18 protein-coding genes are annotated in these 20326 nt (G+C 68.7%); all 18 read right to left on the minus strand.

The window, feature by feature from the left end; genetic code table 11:
- Positions 1-3: 3 nt before the first annotated feature.
- Complete coding sequence (gene rpsC / locus OG989_RS02985; protein ID WP_151453330.1) at positions 4-861, minus strand: 30S ribosomal protein S3; 858 nt, start codon at positions 859-861, stop codon at positions 4-6.
- A complete protein-coding gene (rplV, locus tag OG989_RS02990; RefSeq protein WP_327029602.1) occupies positions 861-1319 on the minus strand; it encodes a 50S ribosomal protein L22 in 459 nt (152 codons plus the stop codon). Before rplV ends, rpsC begins: the two co-directional genes overlap by 1 nt.
- Before the next feature lie 40 nt (positions 1320-1359).
- Positions 1360-1641 (minus strand): 30S ribosomal protein S19, encoded by a 282-nt coding sequence (gene rpsS, locus OG989_RS02995; protein ID WP_088647003.1) that lies wholly within the window; start codon positions 1639-1641, stop codon positions 1360-1362.
- Between the two features lie 12 nt (positions 1642-1653).
- Positions 1654-2493 (minus strand): 50S ribosomal protein L2, encoded by an 840-nt coding sequence (gene rplB, locus OG989_RS03000; RefSeq protein ID WP_091627702.1) that lies wholly within the window; start codon positions 2491-2493, stop codon positions 1654-1656.
- Between the two features lie 12 nt (positions 2494-2505).
- Positions 2506-2808, minus strand: a complete 303-nt coding sequence (gene rplW / locus OG989_RS03005; RefSeq protein WP_088998352.1) for a 50S ribosomal protein L23 — start codon at positions 2806-2808, stop codon at positions 2506-2508.
- A complete protein-coding gene (gene rplD, locus OG989_RS03010) occupies positions 2805-3455 on the minus strand; it encodes a 50S ribosomal protein L4 (RefSeq protein WP_151453328.1) in 651 nt (216 codons plus the stop codon). Before rplD ends, rplW begins: the two co-directional genes overlap by 4 nt.
- A complete protein-coding gene (rplC, locus tag OG989_RS03015) occupies positions 3452-4117 on the minus strand; it encodes a 50S ribosomal protein L3 (RefSeq protein WP_151453327.1) in 666 nt (221 codons plus the stop codon). Before rplC ends, rplD begins: the two co-directional genes overlap by 4 nt.
- Positions 4118-4128: 11 nt before the next feature.
- The gene (gene rpsJ, locus OG989_RS03020) at positions 4129-4437 is read right to left on the minus strand and encodes a 30S ribosomal protein S10 (protein WP_007073037.1); all 309 of its coding nucleotides are present in this window, start codon (positions 4435-4437) and stop codon (positions 4129-4131) included.
- A 350-nt stretch (positions 4438-4787) separates the two neighbouring features.
- On the minus strand, positions 4788-5981 hold the full coding sequence (tuf, locus tag OG989_RS03025; protein ID WP_151453326.1) for an elongation factor Tu: 1194 nt from the start codon (positions 5979-5981) through the stop codon (positions 4788-4790).
- Positions 5982-6198: 217 nt separating this feature from the next.
- On the minus strand, positions 6199-8295 hold the full coding sequence (fusA, locus tag OG989_RS03030) for an elongation factor G (protein ID WP_151453325.1): 2097 nt from the start codon (positions 8293-8295) through the stop codon (positions 6199-6201).
- Positions 8296-8371: 76 nt separating this feature from the next.
- Positions 8372-8842: a 30S ribosomal protein S7 gene (rpsG, locus tag OG989_RS03035; RefSeq protein ID WP_077938296.1), complete on the minus strand. Its 471-nt coding sequence runs from the start codon at positions 8840-8842 to the stop codon at positions 8372-8374.
- A gap of 1 nt (position 8843) precedes the next feature.
- The gene (rpsL, locus tag OG989_RS03040; RefSeq protein WP_014440718.1) at positions 8844-9218 is read right to left on the minus strand and encodes a 30S ribosomal protein S12; all 375 of its coding nucleotides are present in this window, start codon (positions 9216-9218) and stop codon (positions 8844-8846) included.
- 493 nt (positions 9219-9711) lie between these two features.
- A complete protein-coding gene (locus tag OG989_RS03045) occupies positions 9712-10059 on the minus strand; it encodes a hypothetical protein (protein WP_327029603.1) in 348 nt (115 codons plus the stop codon).
- Positions 10060-10563: 504 nt separating this feature from the next.
- Positions 10564-10935, minus strand: coding sequence for a hypothetical protein (locus tag OG989_RS03050; RefSeq protein WP_132230900.1), 372 nt, complete (start codon positions 10933-10935; stop codon positions 10564-10566).
- Between the two features lie 110 nt (positions 10936-11045).
- Complete coding sequence (locus OG989_RS03055) at positions 11046-14933, minus strand: DNA-directed RNA polymerase subunit beta' (RefSeq protein ID WP_327029604.1); 3888 nt, start codon at positions 14931-14933, stop codon at positions 11046-11048.
- An 80-nt stretch (positions 14934-15013) separates the two neighbouring features.
- On the minus strand, positions 15014-18445 hold the full coding sequence (gene rpoB, locus OG989_RS03060) for a DNA-directed RNA polymerase subunit beta (protein WP_132230898.1): 3432 nt from the start codon (positions 18443-18445) through the stop codon (positions 15014-15016).
- A 571-nt stretch (positions 18446-19016) separates the two neighbouring features.
- Entirely contained in the window at positions 19017-19400 is a 384-nt protein-coding gene (gene rplL / locus OG989_RS03065) for a 50S ribosomal protein L7/L12 (RefSeq protein ID WP_132230897.1), read from the minus strand.
- Between the two features lie 54 nt (positions 19401-19454).
- Positions 19455-20000 carry a 50S ribosomal protein L10 gene (gene rplJ, locus OG989_RS03070; RefSeq protein ID WP_132230896.1) on the minus strand — a complete coding sequence of 182 codons (546 nt, stop codon included), beginning with the start codon at positions 19998-20000 and terminating at the stop codon, positions 19455-19457.
- Between the last annotated feature and the right edge of the window lie 326 nt (positions 20001-20326).

A 20326-nucleotide genomic window follows, 5' to 3' on the forward strand; every position in this document is an offset into this window, starting at 1 on the left:
CTGTCAGCCCTCCTGCTGCGTTTCTGCCGCGGCGGCGACGGCGGCGGGATCCACCGCGTCACCACTCGGCGTCTCGGCCTGCTGCGCGATGGTCGTCGCGGCGGCGGCCCGGCCGGCCTCGGTCCCGCCGGCGGTCGTGCCGGACGAGCCGGACCGACCACGGCGCGGCCGCTCCGGGCGGTCGCCACGGTCACGGCGCGGACGCGACGGAGCCTCGGTCGGGGTCTCCCGGCCCGGCACCGCGTCGCCCTTGTAGATCCAGACCTTCACGCCGATCCGGCCGAAGCTCGTACGGGCCTCGAAGAAGCCGTACTCGATGTTGGCCCGCAGCGTGTGCAGCGGAACCCGGCCCTCGCGGTAGAACTCGGTCCGGCTCATCTCGGCGCCGCCGAGGCGACCCGAGACCTGGACCCGGATGCCCTTGCAGACCGGGTTCTTCATCGCGGACTGCATGGCCTTGCGCATCGCCCGACGGAAGCTGACCCGGCTGGAGAGCTGCTCGGCCACACCCTGTGCGACGAGCTGCGCGTCCGACTCGGGGTTCTTCACCTCGATGATGTTCAGCTGGACCTGCTTGCCGGTCAGCTTCTCGAGCTCGCCGCGGATCCGGTCGGCCTCCGCACCCTTACGGCCGATGACGATGCCCGGCCGGGCGGTGTGGATGTCGACGCGGACCCGGTCGCGGGTGCGCTCGATGTCGACCTTGGAGATGCCGGCGCGCTCGAGGCCCTTGGACATCATGCGGCGGATCTTGACATCCTCGCCGATGTAGTCCTTGTAGAGCTTGTCCGCGAACCAGCGGGACTTCCAGTCGGTCGAGATGCCGAGCCGGAACCCGTGCGGGTGAACCTTCTGACCCATTACTCGGCGTCCTCCGTCTTGCTCTGCGTCTCGGCCGGCTCCGCCTGCTTCGCCGGGGCAGCCTTCTTCGCGGCCGCCTTCTTCGGCGCGGCCGGCGCCACCGCCTCCACCGCGACGGTGATGTGGCAGGTGCGCTTGCGGATCCGGTACGCCCGGCCCTGCGCCCGCGGCTGGAACCGCTTCATGGTCGGGCCCTCGTCGACGTACGCCTCGCTGACGAGCAGCGCGTCGGGGTCCAGCCGCTCGTTGTTCTCCGCGTTGGCGATGGCGCTCGCGAGCACCTTGTACACCTGCTCGCTCGCAGCCTGCGGCGCGAACTGCAGCACCGTGAGCGCCTCCTTCGCGGGCAGGCCGCGGACGAGGTTGACCACCCGGCGCGCCTTCATCGGCGAGATGCGCACGTGCCGCGCAATCGCCCGCGCGCCCGGAAGCACCGGAGCGTCGCCCTTTCCTGGCATCGCTGTAACCCCTTGTTCCTCTATCCGTATGCCCGCGGCGTCAGCGCCGACGGCTCTTCCGGTCGTCCTTCTCGTGACCCTTGAACGTGCGGGTCAGCGCGAACTCGCCGAGCTTGTGCCCGACCATCGCCTCGGTCACGAACACCGGGACGTGCTTGCGTCCGTCGTGCACGGCGATCGTGTGGCCCAGCATCTCGGGGATGATCGTCGAGCGCCGCGACCAGGTCTTGATGACGTTCTTCGAGCCCTTGTCGTTCTGCGTCTCCACCTTCTTGAGCAGGTGGTCGTCGATGAACGGGCCCTTCTTCAGGCTGCGAGGCATGTCTTATCTCCCTCAGCCGCGCTTACGCGTGGCGTAGCGGCGGCGGACGATCAGCCGGTCACTCGGCTGGCCCTTACGACGGGTGCGGCCCTCGGGCTTACCCTGCGGGTTGACCGGGTGGCGACCACCGGAGGTCTTACCCTCACCACCACCGTGCGGGTGGTCGACCGGGTTCATCGCGACACCACGGACGGTCGGGCGCTTGCCCTTCCACCGCATACGGCCGGCCTTGCCCCAGTTGATGTTCGACTGGTCGGCGTTGCCGATCTCGCCGATGCTGGCGCGGCAGCGGACGTCGACCCGCCGGATCTCGCCGGACGGCATGCGCAGGGTCGCGTACACACCCTCACGGCCGAGCAGCTGGATGCCGACGCCGGCCGAGCGGGCCAGCTTGGCGCCGCCGCCCGGACGCAGCTCCACGTTGTGGATCGTGGTACCGACCGGGATGTTGCGCAGCGGCAGGTTGTTGCCCGGCTTGATGTCGGCGCCCGGACCCGACTCGACGCGGTCGCCCTGCTTCATGTCCTTCGGCGCGAGGATGTAGCGCTTCTCGCCGTCGGCGTAGTGCAGCAGCGCGATGCGCGCGGTGCGGTTCGGGTCGTACTCGATGTGGGCGACCTTCGCCGGCACGCCGTCCTTGTCGACCCGCTTGAAGTCGATCAGACGGTACTGGCGCTTGTGGCCGCCACCGTGGTGCCGCGCGGTGATCCGGCCGTGGGCGTTACGCCCGCCCTTCTTCGGCAGCGGAGCCAGCAGCGACTTCTCGGGCGTCGACCGGGTGATCTCAGCGAAGTCGGCGACGCTGGAGCCACGCCGGCCCGGCGTCGTCGGCTTGTACTTACGGATAGCCATTGTCTACACCCCTCAGCTGACCGGGCCGCCGAAGGCCTCGATACGGTCACCGTCAGCCAGCTTCACGATCGCCCGCTTGGTGGCCTTACGCTGCCCGAAACCGGTCTTGGTCCGCTTGCGCTTGCCCTGGCGGTTGAGCGTGTTGACCGTCAGGACGCGGACGTCGAAGATCTGCTGGATCGCGATCTTGATCTCGGTCTTGTTCGCGTCCGGGTGCACCAGGAAGGTGTACCAGTTGCGGTTCAGCTCGCTGTAGCTCTTCTCCGAGACGACCGGCGCCACGATGATGTCGCGCGGGTCGGCGATCGTGCTCACTTGCCACCCTCCTCGGTGGTCTCGGCGGGAACACCCAGGAACTCGTCCAGGGCGTCCTTGGTGAAGACCACGTCGTCGGCCACCAGCACGTCGTACGTGTTGAGCTGGCCGGCCTCGATCAGGTGCACCCGCGGCTCGTTGCGCAGCGACACCCAGTTCAGCTCGTCGGTGCTGCTCAGCACGACCAGGACCCGACGGGCCTCGGTCAGCTTGGTCAGCGTGGCCAGGGCGGCCTTGGTCGACGGCTTCTCACCCGAGACGAACGCCTCGACGACGTGCACCTGCCCGGCGCGGGCCCGGTCGGAGAGGGCGCCACGCAGGGCGGCGGCCTTCATCTTCTTCGGGGTCCGCTGGCTGTAGTCGCGCGGCACGGGGCCGTGCACGACGCCACCGCCGGCGAACTGCGGCGCGCGGATCGAGCCCTGCCGGGCGCGACCGGTGCCCTTCTGCTTGTACGGCTTCTTGCCGCCACCGGCGACCTCGCCGCGGGTCTTGACCTTGTGCGTGCCCTGCCGGGCCGCCGCGAGCTGGGCCACCACGACCTGGTGCATCAGCGCGACGTTGGCCTGGACGTCGAAGATGTCGGCGGGCAGCTCGACGGAGCCGCTCTTGGAGCCTTCGACGGTGAGGACGTCAACGGTGGTCACTTGGCCGCACCGCCCTTCTTCGCCTTGGTCTTGGCCGCGGTACGGACCAGGACCAGCGCGCCCTTGGGGCCGGGAATGGCGCCACGGACGAGCAGGAGGTTGTTCTCGGTGTCGACCGCCTGGACGGTCAGGTTCTGCACGGTGTAGCGCACGCCACCCATGCGGCCGGCCATCCGGGTGCCCTTGAAGACACGACCCGGGGTGGCGCAGGCGCCGATGGAGCCCGGCGAGCGGTGCTTGCGCTCGACACCGTGGCTGGCGCGCAGACCGTGGAAGCCGTGCCGCTTCATCGGGCCGGCGTAGCCCTTGCCCTTGGTCTTGCCGGTCACGTCGATGGAGACGCCGACCGGGAACTCCTCGACCGTGATCTCCTGGCCGAGCGAGTAGTCCGCCGCGTCGGCGGTGCGCAGCTCGACGATGTGCCGGCGCGGCGCGACGTCGGCCTTCGCGTAGTGCCCGCTGATCGGCTTCTTGACCTTGCGCGGGTCGATCGTGCCGTACGCGAGCTGGACCGCGGAGTAACCGTCCTTCTCGGCGCTACGAACCTGGCTGATGACGCACGGGCCGGCCTCGACCACGGTCACCGGGACAACACGGTTGTTGTCCCAGACCTGGGTCATGCCGAGCTTGGCGCCCAGGATCCCCTTGACTTGCCTGTCCATTTGTCCGGTCCCTACAGCTTGATCTCGATGTCGACGCCAGCCGGCAGGTCGAGGCGCATGAGCGAGTCGACCGTCTTCGGGGTCGGGTCGATGATGTCGATCAGCCGCTTGTGCGTGCGCATCTCGAAGTGCTCGCGCGAGTCCTTGTACTTGTGCGGCGAGCGGATAACGCAGAAACGGTTGATCTCCGTGGGCAGCGGCACCGGGCCCGCGACCTGCGCCCCGGTACGCGTCACCGTCTCGACGATCTTCCGAGCCGAGGAGTCGACGACCTCGTGGTCATAGGCCTTGAGCCGGATGCGGATCTTCTGTCCCGCCATGGTGGCTTCTGTTCCTTCTCTCGATGCCGCTGTGTTGCGGGCGCCTGTACCGGCTGGCACAGGCCCACTTCGCCGACCCCCGCGGTCGGGCGTGTCGCGCCCTCGGGCCAGGCTCCGCCCCGGGACTCCGGAGCGACTCTGACCGCGCGGTGGGTCAAGGCGTCGATCGCACTACCGCGACCTGAACGCCGTGCGAGGGTGGTTGGCGGACGGGCCGCCAACCACCCTACGCTCGACTGCTCTGCCACCCGGAGGTTCAGCGAAAGCCGAACACAGGCAGCGAACTGTCGTTACGCAACCTGACTAGTATGCCGCACGACCGGCGGCGGGTCTAATCGGGGTTACCTAGCTCACTTGATGATCTTGGTGACGAACCCGGCGCCGACGGTGCGGCCACCCTCGCGGATCGCGAACTTGAGGTTCTCCTCCATGGCGATGGGCTGGATCAGCTTCACCGTCATGGTGGTGTTGTCACCCGGCATGACCATCTCGGTGCCCTCGGGGAGGGTGACGACACCGGTGACGTCCGTGGTCCGGAAGTAGAACTGCGGACGGTAGTTCTGGAAGAACGGGGTGTGGCGGCCACCCTCCTCCTTGGAGAGGATGTAGACCGTCGCCTCGAACTCCGTGTGCGGGGTCGTGGTGCCCGGCTTGATGACGACCATGCCGCGCTCGACGTCCTCGCGCTTGATGCCACGCAGCAGCAGACCGACGTTCTCGCCCGCGCGGGCCTCGTCGAGCAGCTTGCGGAACATCTCGATGCCGGTGCAGGTGGTCTTCATCGACTTCTCGCGGATGCCGACGATCTCCACCTCCTCGTTCGGCTTGAGCACGCCACGCTCGGCGCGGCCGGTGACGACCGTGCCACGACCGGTGATCGTGAAGACGTCCTCGATGGGCATGAGGAACGGCTTCTCGGTCTCGCGCTCCGGCTGCGGGATCGCGGTGTCGACCGCGGTCATCAGGTCCAGCAGCTTGCCGGTCCACTCGGGGTCACCCTCGAGGGCCTTCAGCGCCGAGACCCGCACGACCGGCAGGTCGTCGCCCGGGTACTCCTGGTTCGACAGCAGCTCACGGACCTCGAGCTCGACGAGCTCCAGGAGCTCCTCGTCGTCGACCATGTCGCTCTTGTTGAGCGCCACGACGATGTACGGCACGCCGACCTGGCGGGCCAGCAGCACGTGCTCGCGGGTCTGCGGCATCGGGCCGTCGGTCGCCGCGACCACCAGGATCGCGCCGTCCATCTGGGCGGCACCGGTGATCATGTTCTTGATGTAGTCGGCGTGACCGGGGCAGTCGACGTGCGCGTAGTGCCGCGCCTCGGTCTGGTACTCGACGTGCGCGATGGAGATCGTGATGCCGCGGGCCTTCTCCTCCGGCGCCTTGTCGATCTCGTCGAACGGCGTGTACGGGTTCAGGTCCGGGTACTGGTCGTGCAGGACCTTGGTGATGGCCGCCGTCAGCGTCGTCTTACCGTGGTCGATGTGACCAATGGTGCCGATGTTGACGTGCGGCTTAGTCCGCTCGAACTTCGCCTTCGCCACTGGGTCCTCCTGTGGACTTCTTGGTTCGTACGCCCGGCGCGCCGGTCGGCGCTTAGGACTCTGTCGACAGCCTTTCCGGCCTGACGGCCGGAGAGCTTTGGTGGGTTCTGCGGCGATGAAGCCTACAGGCCCGGTCTCACGCGTTCCGACCGAGGTGGTCGCGGGCGGGAGCACCCTCCCGCGACCGCCTCGGATCATCGATCACGTCAGGTGAGGGTCACTCACCCGTCGCCTTGGCGATGATCTCCTTCGCGACCGAGGACGGAACCTCGGCGTAGGAGTCGAACTGCATGCTGTAGCTAGCCCGGCCCTGGGTCTTCGACCGCAGGTCGCCGACGTAGCCGAACATCTCCGACAACGGCACCAGAGCCTTGACGACGCGGGCGCCGCTGCGCTCCTCCATCGCCTGGATGATGCCGCGGCGGGAGTTGAGGTCGCCGATGACGTCACCCATGTTCTCCTCAGGAGTGGTGACCTCAACGGCCATCATCGGCTCGAGGAGCGCGGGGTCGGCCTTGCGGGCCGCCTCCTTCATCACCATCGAGCCGGCGATCTTGAATGCCATTTCCGACGAGTCGACCTCGTGGTACTGGCCGTCCAGCAGGGTGAGCTTGACACCCACCAGCGGGAAGCCGGCGAGGATGCCGTACTGCATGGCGTCCTGCGCGCCCGCGTCCACCGACGGGATGAACTCCCGGGGGATGCGGCCACCGGTGACGGCGTTGGCGAACTCGTAGGTCGGGGCGTCGTTGCCGAGCGGCAGCGGCTCCAGGCTGATGATCACCCGGGCGTACTGGCCGGAACCACCGGTCTGCTTCTTGTGGGTGTACTCGACCTTGTCCACCTTGCGGCGGATGGTCTCGCGGTACGCCACCTGCGGCTTACCGATGTTGGCCTCGACGTTGAACTCGCGGCGCATCCGGTCGACCAGGATGTCCAGGTGCAGCTCGCCCATGCCGGAGATGACCGTCTGACCGGTCTGGTCGTCCAGCTTGACGCGGAAGGTCGGGTCCTCCTCGGCCAGCCGCTGGATGGCGGTGCTGAGCTTCTCCTGGTCGGCCTTGGTCTTCGGCTCGATGGCGACCTCGATGACCGGCTCCGGGAAGGTCATCGACTCCAGGATGACCGGGTTCGCCGGGTCGCACAGGGTGTCACCGGTGGTGGTCTGCTTGAGACCCTGCACCGCGATGATGTCGCCAGCCTGAGCCGAGCTGCGCTCTTCCCGCTTGTTGGCGTGCATCTGGTAGATCTTGCCGATCCGCTCCTTGCGGTCCTTGGTGGAGTTGACCACCTGGGAGCCGGACTCGAGCGTGCCGGAGTAGATCCGCACGTAGGTGAGCTTGCCGAGGTGCTTGTCCGTCTGGATCTTGAAGGCGAGGCCCGAGAAGGGCTCCGACTTCGACGGCTTCCGCTGCAGCGGGGTCTCGCCGTCGGTGGCCGTACCCTCGATCGCGGGGATGTCCAGCGGCGACGGCAGGTACGCGATGACCGCGTCCAGCATCGGCTGGATGCCCTTGTTCTTGAAGGCGGTGCCGGTGAGGACCGGGTTGGCCTTGCCGGCGATGGTGGCCCGACGGATGGCGTCCTTCATCTCCTCGACGGAGATCTCCTCGCCCTCCAGGTACTTCTCCATCACCGCGTCGTCGACGTCGGCCAGGGTCTCCACCAGCTTCTCGCGCCACTCCGCGGCGGAGTCGGCGAGGTCGGCCGGGATCTCCTCGATCGCGTAGTCCTCACCCTTCTGCGTCTCGCCGCGCCAGGTGAGGGCCCGCATCTCGACCAGGTCGACCACGCCGATGAAGTCGGACTCGGCGCCGATCGGGATCTGGAGGACCAGCGGGGTGGCGTTGAGCCGGTCGATCATCATCTGCACGCAGCGGAAGAAGTCGGCACCGGTCCGGTCGAGCTTGTTGACGAAGCACATCCGGGGGACGTTGTACTTGTCCGCCTGCCGCCAGACGTTCTCCGTCTGCGGCTCCACGCCGGCGACACCGTCGTAGACCGCGACCGCGCCGTCCAGCACCCGCAGCGACCGCTCGACCTCGACCGTGAAGTCGACGTGGCCGGGCGTGTCGATGATCTGGATCGTGTGGCCCTTCCACTCACACTTGGTAGCAGCGGAGGTGATGGTGATACCACGCTCCTGCTCCTGCTCCATCCAGTCCATGACGGCACCGCCCTCGTGGACCTCACCGATCTTGTACGTGATGCCGGTGTAGAACAGGATCCGCTCGGTGGTGGTGGTCTTACCGGCATCGATGTGGGCCATGATGCCGATGTTGCGTACGTTGGCGAGCGCGTCTGCGGCGGCCACTTCAATCCCTACTTATCGTCGTCTCGACACAACTGGTGGCGGTTCCGGCGCCCTCGCGGGCGCCGGAACCAGGGTGTTACCAGCGGTAGTGCGCGAAGGCCTTGTTGGACTCGGCCATCTTGTGCGTGTCCTCGCGCCGCTTGACGGCGGCACCGAGGCCGTTGCTCGCGTCCAGCAGCTCGTTCATCAGCCGCTCGATCATGGTCTTCTCACGACGGGCGCGGGAGTAGGTGACCAGCCAGCGCAGGCCCAGGGTGGTCGCCCGGGCGGGGCGGACCTCGACCGGGACCTGGTAGGTGGCGCCACCGACGCGGCGGCTACGCACCTCGAGAGTCGGCTTGACGTTGTCCATCGCCCGCTTGAGGGTGACGACCGGGTCGGTGCCGGACTTCTCACGGCAGCCCTCGAGGGCGGCGTAGACGATGCGCTCGGCGAGCTGACGCTTACCGCGCAGGAGGATCTTGTTCACCAACTGGGTGACCAGCGGCGAGTTGTACACCGGGTCAGCGACCAGCGGCTTCCGCGGAGCGGGTCCCTTACGCGGCATGTCAGCTCTTCTCCTTCTTCGCGCCGTAACGGCTGCGCGCCTGCTTGCGGTTGCGGACACCCTGGGTGTCCAGCGAACCGCGGACGATCTTGTAACGCACGCCGGGGAGGTCCTTCACCCGGCCGCCGCGGACGAGCACGATCGAGTGCTCCTGCAGGTTGTGGCCGACGCCCGGGATGTAGGCGGTCACCTCGATCTGGCTGCTGAGCTTGACACGAGCGACCTTGCGCAGCGCCGAGTTCGGCTTCTTCGGGGTGGTGGTGTACACGCGGGTGCACACGCCGCGCCGCTGAGGGGAACCCTTCAGCGCCGGGGTCTTGGTCTTACTCGTCTTAGCCTGGCGGCCCTTTCGGACCAGCTGCTGGATCGTGGGCACCGGGTTTCTCCGCTCCCTTCGACCGCCTGGTGGCGGCCGCACCGTCTGCCGTAGCCGACCAGATGGTCGACTCTCCTACATTCCGACCAGGGCCACCTCGCGGTGGTCCCGGCACCCGCGGTCGGGCGTGTCGCCCAGCTCACGGCCCCGCCGCCGACGCTCGCGCGTTGTCGACGGGGTCTTGCACCGGCGCACGGCAGGCCGCGCGCCGGATCTTTGGCTTTGTCGTGCTCCCACGCGATCTCCGGCTCACCGGATCCAGCGCACGCACGAGTTGCCCGGGCTGGCCCGGGCACAAGGGGAAAGAGTACCTACCACAACCGCACAGGTCAAAACGGAGCGGCCTGCGGAGCGTCCACCGCCTGCCGATCGAACCCGTCGCGCCTACCCGCCCGTGGTGGGCACCTACGGACCCAAGTGTACCGGCTTCCGCGCGGACCGGCCCGTCGACCCCGTCACGGCCGCCGTCACGCCTCACGGGCGGGCGCGGGCGTCACCCGAGCGTCAGCAGCAACGCCAGCCCCAGGCCGAGCAGGCTGAGCAGCAGCCCCGCCCCGCCACAGCTGACGCCGGCCACCGCCAGGCCCCGCCCGGTGAACCGGACCGCCGGCGGGGCGGCCGGACGCCGGATCTGCCGCATCCCCAGCAGGCCGGCCACGACGGCGCCCGCGCCGGCCAGGACGCCCAGCACCGTGAAGGCGCCGGCCGCCCAGGCGCCGCCCACGCCGCCGACCGCGCCGACACAGATCACGAGCAACGCGACAAGCGTCGAGACGATCCCGGCCACCAGCGAACCCACGGCCAGGCCGGAGGTGACCGGCGGCACGTCGAGGTGCACCACGCCGAAGGACGTGCCCGCGACCGGGTCGACCCGCTTCGGCGGCCGGGCGGCCTCGCGCGGCGGCGATGGCGGGGCGAACGGGCCCGGACCCCACCCCGGGGCCGGCGACGGCCCCCCTGCCCCGGGCGAGGCACCCCACGGGGACACCGACGACGGGCCCGGGACCCCTGCCCCGGGCGAGGCGCCCCAGGGCGACGCCGGCGGCGGGCCCGGGTCCCCTCCCCCGGACGGGGCGTTCATGGGCGCCACCGGCGGCGGGTACCCCGGCGCGACGGACGGAGTGCCCGCGTCGGGTCGCGCCCACGGCGTCCCGCCGGGCGGGGCGTCGGGATGCGCGGCGGGGTGCGCCACGGGATCGCCGCCCGGGTAGCGCGCCGGTTCCGTCACGGGTCCTCCTGTCGACGTCTCGGCGTCCACCGCCGCGCGACGGACACCGGGCCAGGCTACCGCCGCCGGCCCGACGGCCCGCGCCCGGCGCGAGACCCGTTCCGCTCGGGCGGTCGGTCAGTCCATGTTCGGTGCGAAGTCCTGCCCGTAGGGCGTGTCGGCGAGCCGGACCACCCCGAGCACCACCGCGGCCACCACGCTGACGGCGACGAGCACCAGGCCCGTCCAGGCCAGCCGCTCCCCCCGCCGCAGCCAGGCGGAGCCGGTCAGGAAACCCCCCGAGGCGTACGCCTCCCGGCGCGCCTGGCGGGCGAGCTGGAGCGCCACCGTGGCCGGCACCACGCCGCCGATGAACAGGCCGGTCAGCGCGCCGATCAGGCCGAGTGCGAAGACCGCCCGCGCCTTGGTGGCCCGGGCCGGGTCCGGGTCGAGCGGATGGCGGGGCAGCCCCGGCTGGGCGACGGGCGCCTGCCCGGGTGCGGTCGTCATGCCCCCATCATGCCCCGGTGCGCTCCGCCGCGGCGCCCGCACGGGCCACCCAGGCCCCGGGACGCGACGAGGCCCCCGGCGCGTGCCGGGGGCCTCGTCGATCGTGCTGCTTAGCGGTACGACCCGAAGTCGAAGTCGTCCAGCGGAACCGCCTGGCCGCTGGCCGGCCCGAAGCCGTAGTCGGTCTCCGGGTAGCCGGTCATCGAGTAGACCTTGGCCTTCGCCTCCTCGGTCGGCTCGACCCGGACGTTGCGGTACTTGCTGATGCCCGTACCGGCCGGGATGAGCTTACCGATGATCACGTTCTCCTTGAGGCCGACGAGCGAGTCGCTGCGCGAGTTGATCGCCGCGTCGGTCAGCACCCGGGTGGTCTCCTGGAAGGAGGCCGCCGAGAGCCAGGAGTCGGTGGCCAGCGAGGCCTTGGTGATACCCATCAGCACCGGGCGGCCGGCGGCGGGCTCGCCGCCCTCGGAGACGAGTCGGCGGTTCTCCGACTCGAACAGCGCCCGGTCGACCAGCACGCCCGGCAGGAACTCGGTCGAGCCGGAGTCGATGACCGTCACCCGCTTGAGCATCTGGCGGATGATGATCTCGATGTGCTTGTCGTGGATGAGCACACCCTGCGAGCGGTAGACCTCCTGGACCTCACTGGTCAGGTGGACCTGAACCGCACGCGGACCCATGATCCGCAGAAGCTCGTGCGGGTCGATGGTGCCCTCGGTCAGCTTCTCGCCGACCGCGACGTGACCGCCGTCGTGGGTCCGCAGCCGGACCCGCTTGGAGATCTTGTCGTAGACGATCTCGTCGCTGCCGTCGTCCGGCACCACGATGATCTTCCGCGAGCGCTCGCCGTCCTCGATCCGGATCCGACCCGGGGTGTCGGCGATGGGCGCCTTGCCCTTCGGGACCCGGGCCTCGAAGATCTCCTGGACACGGGGCAGACCCTGGGTGATGTCCTCACCCGCGACGCCACCGGTGTGGAAGGTACGCATCGTCAGCTGCGTACCGGGCTCACCAATCGACTGGGCGGCGATGATGCCGACCGCCTCGCCGACGTCCACGGTCTTGCCGGTCGGCAGCGAGCGGCCGTAGCACGCACCGCAGACGCCCAGCTTCGACTCGCAGGTGAGCACGCTGCGCACCCGGACCGTCTCCGTCCCGGCGGCGACGATCTTGTCGACCAGGATCGAGTTGATGTCCTGACCCCGCTCGGCGACGACGACGCCGTCCGGCCCCTTGATGTCGTCGGCCAGCGTCCGGGCGTGCACGCTGGTCTCGGCGTGCTCGTGCACGACCAGCTTGCCGTCGATCCGCTCGCCGATCTGCATCGGGATGGCGCGGTCGGTGCCGCAGTCCTCCTCGCGGATGATGACGTCCTGCGAGACGTCCACCAGACGACGGGTCAGGTAACCCGAGTCGGCGGTACGCAGGGCGGTGTCCGCGAGACCCTTACGGGCACCGTGCGTGGAGATGAAGTACTCCAGCACGGACAGACCCTCCCGGTAGCTGGCCTTGATCGGCCGCGGGATGATCTCGCCCTTCGGGTTGGCCACCAGACCACGGATCGCCGCGATCTGCCGGAGCTGGAGGAGGTTACCGCGAGCACCCGAGTTGATCATCTTCCACAGCGGGTTCTCCTGCGGCAGAGCGGTGTCCATCTCCTTGGCAACCTCGTTGGTCGCCTTGGTCCAGATCTGGATGAGCTCGCCGCGACGCTCCTCCGGGGTCATCAGACCGCGCTGGTACTGCTTGTCGATCTGGTCGGCTTCCTTCTCGTACCGCTCCAGGATCTCCCGCTTGCGCGGCGGGGCGATGACGTCCTCCATGCCGATCGTCACGCCGGACCAGGTGGCCCAGTGGAAGCCGGCCTCCTTGAGCCCGTCCAGGGTGGCGGCCAGCGCCACCTTGGGGAAGCGCTCGGCGAGGTCGTTGACGATCGCGGAGAGCTGACCCTTGCGGATCTCGTAGTTCACGAAGCGGTAGCCCTGCGGCAGCGTCTCGTTGAACAGCACCCGACCGAGGGTCGTCTCGACGGTCAGCGGCTCGCCCTCGGCCCAGCCCTCCGGGGCGGTCCACGCCTCAGCGCCGGCGCCGTTGTCGACCCCGACCACGCCACGCAGGCGGATCTTCACCGGGGCCTGCAGGTGCAGCTCGCCGTTGTCGTACGCCATCCGCGCCTCGGCGTCCGAGCTGAACGCCCGGCCCTCGCCCTTCTCGCCCGCCGTGAGGTGGGTGAGGTGGTAGAGGCCGATGACCATGTCCTGGGTGGGCATGGTGACGGGCTTGCCGTCGGCCGGCTTGAGGATGTTGTTCGACGACAGCATCAGGATCCGCGCCTCGGCCTGGGCCTCGGCGGACAGCGGCACGTGCACCGCCATCTGGTCACCGTCGAAGTCGGCGTTGAACGCGGTGCAGACCAGCGGGTGGATCTGGATGGCCTTGCCCTCGACGAGCTGCGGCTCGAAGGCCTGGATGCCCAGGCGGTGCAGGGTCGGCGCCCGGTTCAGCAGGACCGGGTGCTCGCCGATGACCTCTTCGAGCACGTCCCACACGACCGGGCGCTGCCGCTCGACCATCCGCTTGGCGGACTTGATGTTCTGCGCGTGGTTGAGGTCGACCAGCCGCTTCATCACGAACGGCTTGAACAGCTCCAGCGCCATCTGCTTGGGCAGGCCGCACTGGTGCAGCTTCAGCTTCGGGCCGACGACGATGACCGAACGGCCGGAGTAGTCGACGCGCTTGCCCAGCAGGTTCTGCCGGAATCGGCCCTGCTTGCCCTTGAGCATGTCGGAGAGCGACTTCAGCGGGCGGTTGCCCGGCCCGGTGACCGGCCGGCCGCGGCGGCCGTTGTCGAACAGCGCGTCGACGGCCTCCTGGAGCATCCGCTTCTCGTTGTTGACGATGATCTCGGGCGCGCCGAGGTCGATCAGCCGCTTGAGGCGGTTGTTCCGGTTGATCACGCGGCGGTACAGGTCGTTCAGGTCGGAGGTCGCGAAGCGGCCACCGTCGAGCTGCACCATCGGGCGCAGGTCCGGCGGGATGACCGGCACGCAGTCGAGCACCATGCCGAGCGGCGAGTTGCGGGTGTTCAGGAACGCCGCGACGACCTTGAGCCGCTTGAGCGCCCGGATCTTCCGCTGGCCCTTGCCGGAGCGGATGGTCTCGCGCAGGTTCTCGGCCTCGGCGTCGAGGTCCATGTTCTGGACCAGCGCCTTGATGGCCTCGGCGCCCATGCCGCCGGTGAAGTACTCGCCGAACCGGTCCCGCAGCTCGCGGTAGAGCAGTTCGTCGGTGACGAGCTGCTTCGGCTCCAGCTTGCGGAAGGTGTCCAGCACCTCGTCCAGGCGGTCGATCTCGCGCTGGGCCCGGTCGCGGATCTGGCGCATCTCGCGCTCTCCGCCCTCCTTGACCTTGCGCCGGACGTCCGCCTTGGCACCCTCGGCCTCCAGCTCGGCCAGGTCGGCCTCGAGCTTGGTGGCCCGCTTCTCGATCTCCGAGTCGCGGCTGTTCTCGGCCTGCCGCTTCTCGGCCAGGATCTCGTTCTCGATCGTCGAGAGGTCACGGTGACGCGACTCGGCGTCCACGCTCGTCACGACGTACGAGGCGAAGTAGATGATCTTTTCGAGGTCCTTGGGGGCGAGGTCCAGCAGGTAGCCCAGCCGGCTCGGCACGCCCTTGAAGTACCAGATGTGGGTCACCGGCGCGGCGAGCTCGATGTGCCCCATCCGCTCGCGGCGGACCTTCGACCGGGTCACCTCGACGCCGCAGCGCTCACAGATGATGCCCTTGAACCGGACCCGCTTGTACTTACCGCAGTAGCACTCCCAGTCCCGCTGCGGACCGAAGATCTTCTCGCAGAAGAGCCCGTCCTTTTCCGGCTTCAGGGTGCGGTAGTTGATCGTCTCAGGCTTCTTGACCTCACCGTGCGACCACTGACGGATGTCGTCAGCGGTGGCGAGGCCGATGCGCAGCTCGTCGAAGAAGTTGACGTCGAGCACTATGTCCCCTATGTCGTCGTCTGTACTGCTAGCTAGTGGGTGGGGTCGGGAGCCGGCGAGCCGGCCCCCGACCGCTCACCTCAGACCTCTTCGACCGAGCTCGGCTCGCGCCGGGACAGGTCGATGCCCAGCTCCTCCGCGGCGCGGAACACCTCGTCGTCGGTCTCGCGCATCTCCAGGGCCACGCCGTCGCTGGACAGCACCTCGACGTTGAGGCACAGCGACTGCAGCTCCTTGAGCAGCACCTTGAACGACTCCGGGATGCCCGGCTCCGGGATGTTCTCGCCCTTGACGATGGCCTCGTAGACCTTGACCCGGCCGAGGACGTCGTCGGACTTGATCGTCAACAGCTCCTGCAGGGCGTACGCGGCGCCGTACGCCTGCATCGCCCAGCACTCCATCTCGCCGAAGCGCTGGCCACCGAACTGCGCCTTACCACCCAGCGGCTGCTGCGTGATCATCGAGTACGGACCGGTCGACCGGGCGTGGATCTTGTCGTCGACCAGGTGGTTGAGCTTCAGGATGTAGATGTAGCCGACCGCGATCGGGTCCGGCAGCGGCTCGCCGGAGCGACCGTCGAACAGCTGCGCCTTGCCGGTGGAACCGATCAGCTGCTTGCCGTCCCGGTTGGGCAGGGTCGACGCCAGCAGGCCGGAGATCTCCTCCTCGCGGGCACCGTCGAAGACCGGCGTGGCCACGTTGGTGTCCGGCTCCGACTCGTGCGCCTCGATGGAGCGCAGCTGGCGCTTCCACTCGGCGTCGTCGCCGTCGACGCTCCAGCCCGTCTTCGCCACCCAGCCAAGGTGCGTCTCCAGCACCTGGCCGATGTTCATCCGGGACGGCACACCGAGCGGGTTGAGCACGATGTCGACGGGCGTGCCGTCCTCCAGGAACGGCATGTCCTCGATCGGCAGGATCTTGGAGATGACGCCCTTGTTGCCGTGCCGGCCGGCGAGCTTGTCGCCGTCCTGGATCTTCCGCTTCTGGGCGACGTAGACCCGGACCAGCTCGTTGACGCCCGGCGGCAGCTCGTCGCCGTCCTCGCGGGAGAAGGTACGCACGCCGATGACCGTGCCGGTCTCGCCGTGCGGCACCTTCAGCGAGGTGTCGCGGACCTCGCGCGCCTTCTCACCGAAGATCGCGCGGAGCAGCCGCTCCTCCGGGGTCAGCTCGGTCTCGCCCTTGGGCGTGACCTTGCCGACCAGGATGTCGCCGGGGACGACCTCGGCGCCGATCCGGATGATGCCGCGCTCGTCGAGGTCGGCGAGCATCTCCTCGCTGACGTTCGGGATGTCGCGGGTGATCTCCTCCGGGCCCAGCTTGGTGTCCCGGGCGTCGACCTCGTGCTCCTCGATGTGGATCGAGGTGAGCACGTCCTGCTGCACGAGGCGCTGCGACAGGATGATCGCGTCCTCGTAGTTGTGGCCCTCCCAGCACATGAACGCCACGAGCAGGTTGCGCCCGAGCGCCATCTCGCCCTCGTCGGTGCACGGACCGTCGGCGATGACCTGACCGGCCTCGACGCGGTCGCCCTCGAAGACGACCGGCTTCTGGTTGACACAGGAGCCGGCGTTGGAGCGGCGGAACTTGTGCAGCAGGTACGTGCGGCGGTGGCCGTCGTCCTGGTGGATGGTGATGTAGTCGGCGCAGAGGTCCTCGATGACGCCGCCGACCTCGGCGACGACCACGTCACCGGCGTCGACCGCGGCACGGTATTCCATGCCGGTGCCGACGAGCGGGGACTCGGCCTTGACCAGCGGCACCGCCTGGCGCTGCATGTTCGCGCCCATCAGCGCCCGGTTGGCGTCGTCGTGCTCGAGGAACGGGATCATCGCGGTGGCGACCGAGGTCATCTGCCGCGGCGACACGTCCATGTAGTCGACGGCGCTCGGCACCACGTCCTCGGTCTCGCCGCCCTTACGGCGGCACAGGACCCGGTCCTCGGCGAACGTGCCGTCGGCCTTCAGCGGCGCGTTGGCCTGCGCCTTGACGAACCGGTCCTCCTCGTCCGCGGTCAGGTAGTCGATCTGGTCGGTGACCCGACCGTCGACGACCTTCCGGTACGGCGTCTCGATGAAGCCGAACGGGTTGACCCGGGCGAAGGTGGACAGCGCGCCGATCAGACCGATGTTCGGGCCTTCCGGCGTCTCGATCGGGCACATCCGGCCGTAGTGGGACGGGTGCACGTCGCGGACCTCGAAGCCGGCCCGCTCCCGGGACAGACCACCCGGGCCGAGCGCGCTCAGCCGGCGCCGGTGGGTCAGGCCCGCCAGCGGGTTGGTCTGGTCCATGAACTGGGACAGCTGCGACGTGCCGAAGAACTCCTTGATCGCCGCCACCACGGGACGGATGTTGATCAGGGTCTGCGGCGTGATCGCCTCGACGTCCTGGGTGGTCATCCGCTCGCGGACGACCCGCTCCATCCGGGACAGACCGACCCGGACCTGGTTCTGGATCAGCTCACCCACGGTACGCAGGCGCCGGTTGCCGAAGTGGTCGATGTCGTCGGCCTCGTAGCCGTCCTCACCGGCGTGCAGCCGGCAGAGGTACTCCACGGTGGCGACGATGTCGTCCTCGGTCAGGGTGCCGGTCGTGATCGGCACCTCCAGCTCGAGCTTCTTGTTGAACTTGTAACGACCGACCTTGGCGACGTCGTACCGCTTCGGGTTGAAGAAGAGGTTGTCGAGCAGGGTCTGGGCGTTCTCGCGGGTCGGCGGCTCGCCAGGGCGGAGCTTCCGGTAGATGTCGAGCAACGCCTCGTCCGCGCCGGCGATGTGGTCCTTCTCGAGCGTGGTCATCATCAGCTCGGACCAGCCGAACCGCTCGCGGATACGCTCGGCCGACCAACCGACGGCCTTGAGCAGGACGGTGACGGCCTGCCGGCGCTTGCGGTCGATGCGGACGCCGACCGTGTCGCGCTTGTCGATGTCGAACTCCAGCCAGGCGCCCCGGCTGGGAATGACCTTGACGCTGGTGAGGTCGCGGTCGGAGGTCTTGTCCGGCTGCTTGTCGAAGTAGACGCCCGGGGACCGGACGAGCTGGCTGACCACGACGCGCTCGGTGCCATTGATGATGAAGGTGCCCTTCGGCGTCATCATCGGGAAGTCACCCATGAACACCGTCTGGCTCTTGATCTCGCCGGTGGTGTTGTTGGTGAACTCCGCGGTCACGAAGAGCGGGGCGCAGTAGGTCAGGTCCTTCTCCTTGCACTCCTCGATCGAGGCCTTGACCTCGTCGAAGCGCGGAGCCGAGAAGGAGAGCGACATGGTGCCGGAGAAGTCCTCAATGGGACTGATCTCGTCGAGGATCTCCGCGAGACCCGAGCGTGCGTGCGGGTCGTCCGCCGACCGGCCCTGCCAAGCCTCGTTGCCGACGAGCCAGTCGAAGGACTCGTTCTGGATGGCGAGGAGGTTGGGGACCTCGAGGTGTTCGGTGATCCTGCCGAATGAAACTCGGCGGGGAGCGAATGCGCTCGACGTACGACTGGTCTTCGCAGGGCGGGAAGCTGCCAAGATGCGTCCTTCCGAGGACCGGTGCTGCAGAACGGCTGGTACGCGTGCACTCCAATGACCCCACCAGAAATATCCGTAAACGGACATTTCCGAGCAGGGGTCAAGTCGGAAGGCAGCGCAAACTAGCAGTGTAGCCGAGAGGCTAACCGCTGTCCAGCCCAACCCGCAGGTCGTCGCGGAACGTGCCTCGGGACCCCTGAACCGGGGTCGAACCGGGCCGCTCGGAACGCGACGTTCCTGCCGGGCCGCTCAGGTGCCGCGGCCGATGGTGTCGCCGCTGCCATTACCCAAGTGGTGGCCGTTGCAAGCGCGGAAGGTCTTGCTGTGTCAGCGTGCCTGTCGGTGCGGGGCCGCGTCAAGGCCCGGCATCCGGGTCGCCGCTTCTTTCCCACCGACGGGCTACTCCCGGGCCCCGGTCGCCGACCGTGGCGGCGCGTCGACGCCCTGCTCACCGCCCCTGTCGCCGGATCCACCACGAAGGCGGGCGGCGATCCAGTGTCGGATCACCGCCCGCCGTGACGCGGTGTGCCCCGGCTCACCGAGCCGGACACGCGCCTGGTGGTACGTCAGGTCACTTGAGGGTGACCTTGGCGCCCTCGCCCTCGAGCTTGGTCTTCGCCTTCTCGGCGGTCTCCTTGTTGGCCTTCTCCAGGACGGCCTTCGGAGCGGCCTCGACCAGGTCCTTGGCCTCCTTGAGGCCCAGGCCGGTCAGCTCGCGCACGACCTTGATGACCTGGATCTTCTTGCCGCCGTCAGCCTCGAGGATGACGTCGAACTCGTCCTTCTCCTCCTCGACCGGAGCAGCGGCGGCCGGGCCGGCCGGGCCGGCGACGGCGACCGGAGCGGCCGCGGTGACCTCGAAGGTCTCCTCGAACTGCTTCACGAACTCGGAGAGCTCGATCAGCGTCATCTCCTTGAACGCGTCGAGCAGCTCGTCGGTGCTGAGCTTCGCCATGTCTGGCGTCCTTTCCTGAATCTGTTAGGTAAGAACTGGGTGCGCCGCGGGGCCTCAGGCCGCCTCGGCGCCCTCCTTCTCGCGCTTGTCCTGCAGGGCGGCCGCCAGACGGGCGGTCTTCGACAGCGGGGCCTGGAACAGGGCCGCGGCCTTGCTCAGGTTGCCCTTCATCGCGCCGGCCAGCTTGGCCAGCAGCACCTCACGGGACTCCAGGTCGGCGAGCTTCGTGACCTCGGCCGCGGTAATGGCCTTGCCCTCGAAGACACCGCCCTTGATGACGAGCTTCGGGTTGGCCTTCGCGAAGTCGCGAAGCCCCTTCGCCGCCTCGACGACGTCGCCCGAAACGAAAGTCAGCGCGGTAGGACCGGAGAACATCTCGTCGAGGCCGGAGATACCAGCGTCGGTCGCGGCACGCTTCGCGAGCGTGTTCTTCGCAACGGTGTAGCTGGTCTCCTTGCCGAGCGAGCGCCGCAGCTGGGTGAGCTGGGAAACCGTCAGACCGCGGTACTCGGTCAGCACCGTGGCACCCGCGTTGCGGAAGCTCTCGGTCAGCTCAGCGACGGCCGTGGCCTTGTCGGCCCGGATCGGCTTGTCCGCCATGTCCCTCCTCTCTCGTTACTCGAGGCCGGTCACCGTCGTCGGCCGGAGCTTTCGACGGGGGCGCAGGTGCCACGACAACGAGAAAGGCCCCGGCGCAGGGCGCACGGGGCGAGGGCCGGCACACGGACACGGTCGGCGGACCATGCTCAGCACCGATTTTCGCTTACCGCCCTGCGCGGGTCGCCCGTAGTCGCGGGACCTTCGACCGTGCCGGGGCACGGTGACCAGCGGTCTCTGGGTGGAACTTCGCGGCCTAGGTTACGCGAGGAGCCCCGCGACCACCAAATCGCCCCCCGGTGGGCCGGGTCACTCCCCCGCACCCCGAG

It is taken from the genome of Micromonospora sp. NBC_01740 (genome assembly GCF_035920365.1).
In the GTDB taxonomy this organism is placed as follows: Bacteria; Actinomycetota; Actinomycetes; order Mycobacteriales; family Micromonosporaceae; genus Micromonospora; species Micromonospora reichwaldensis.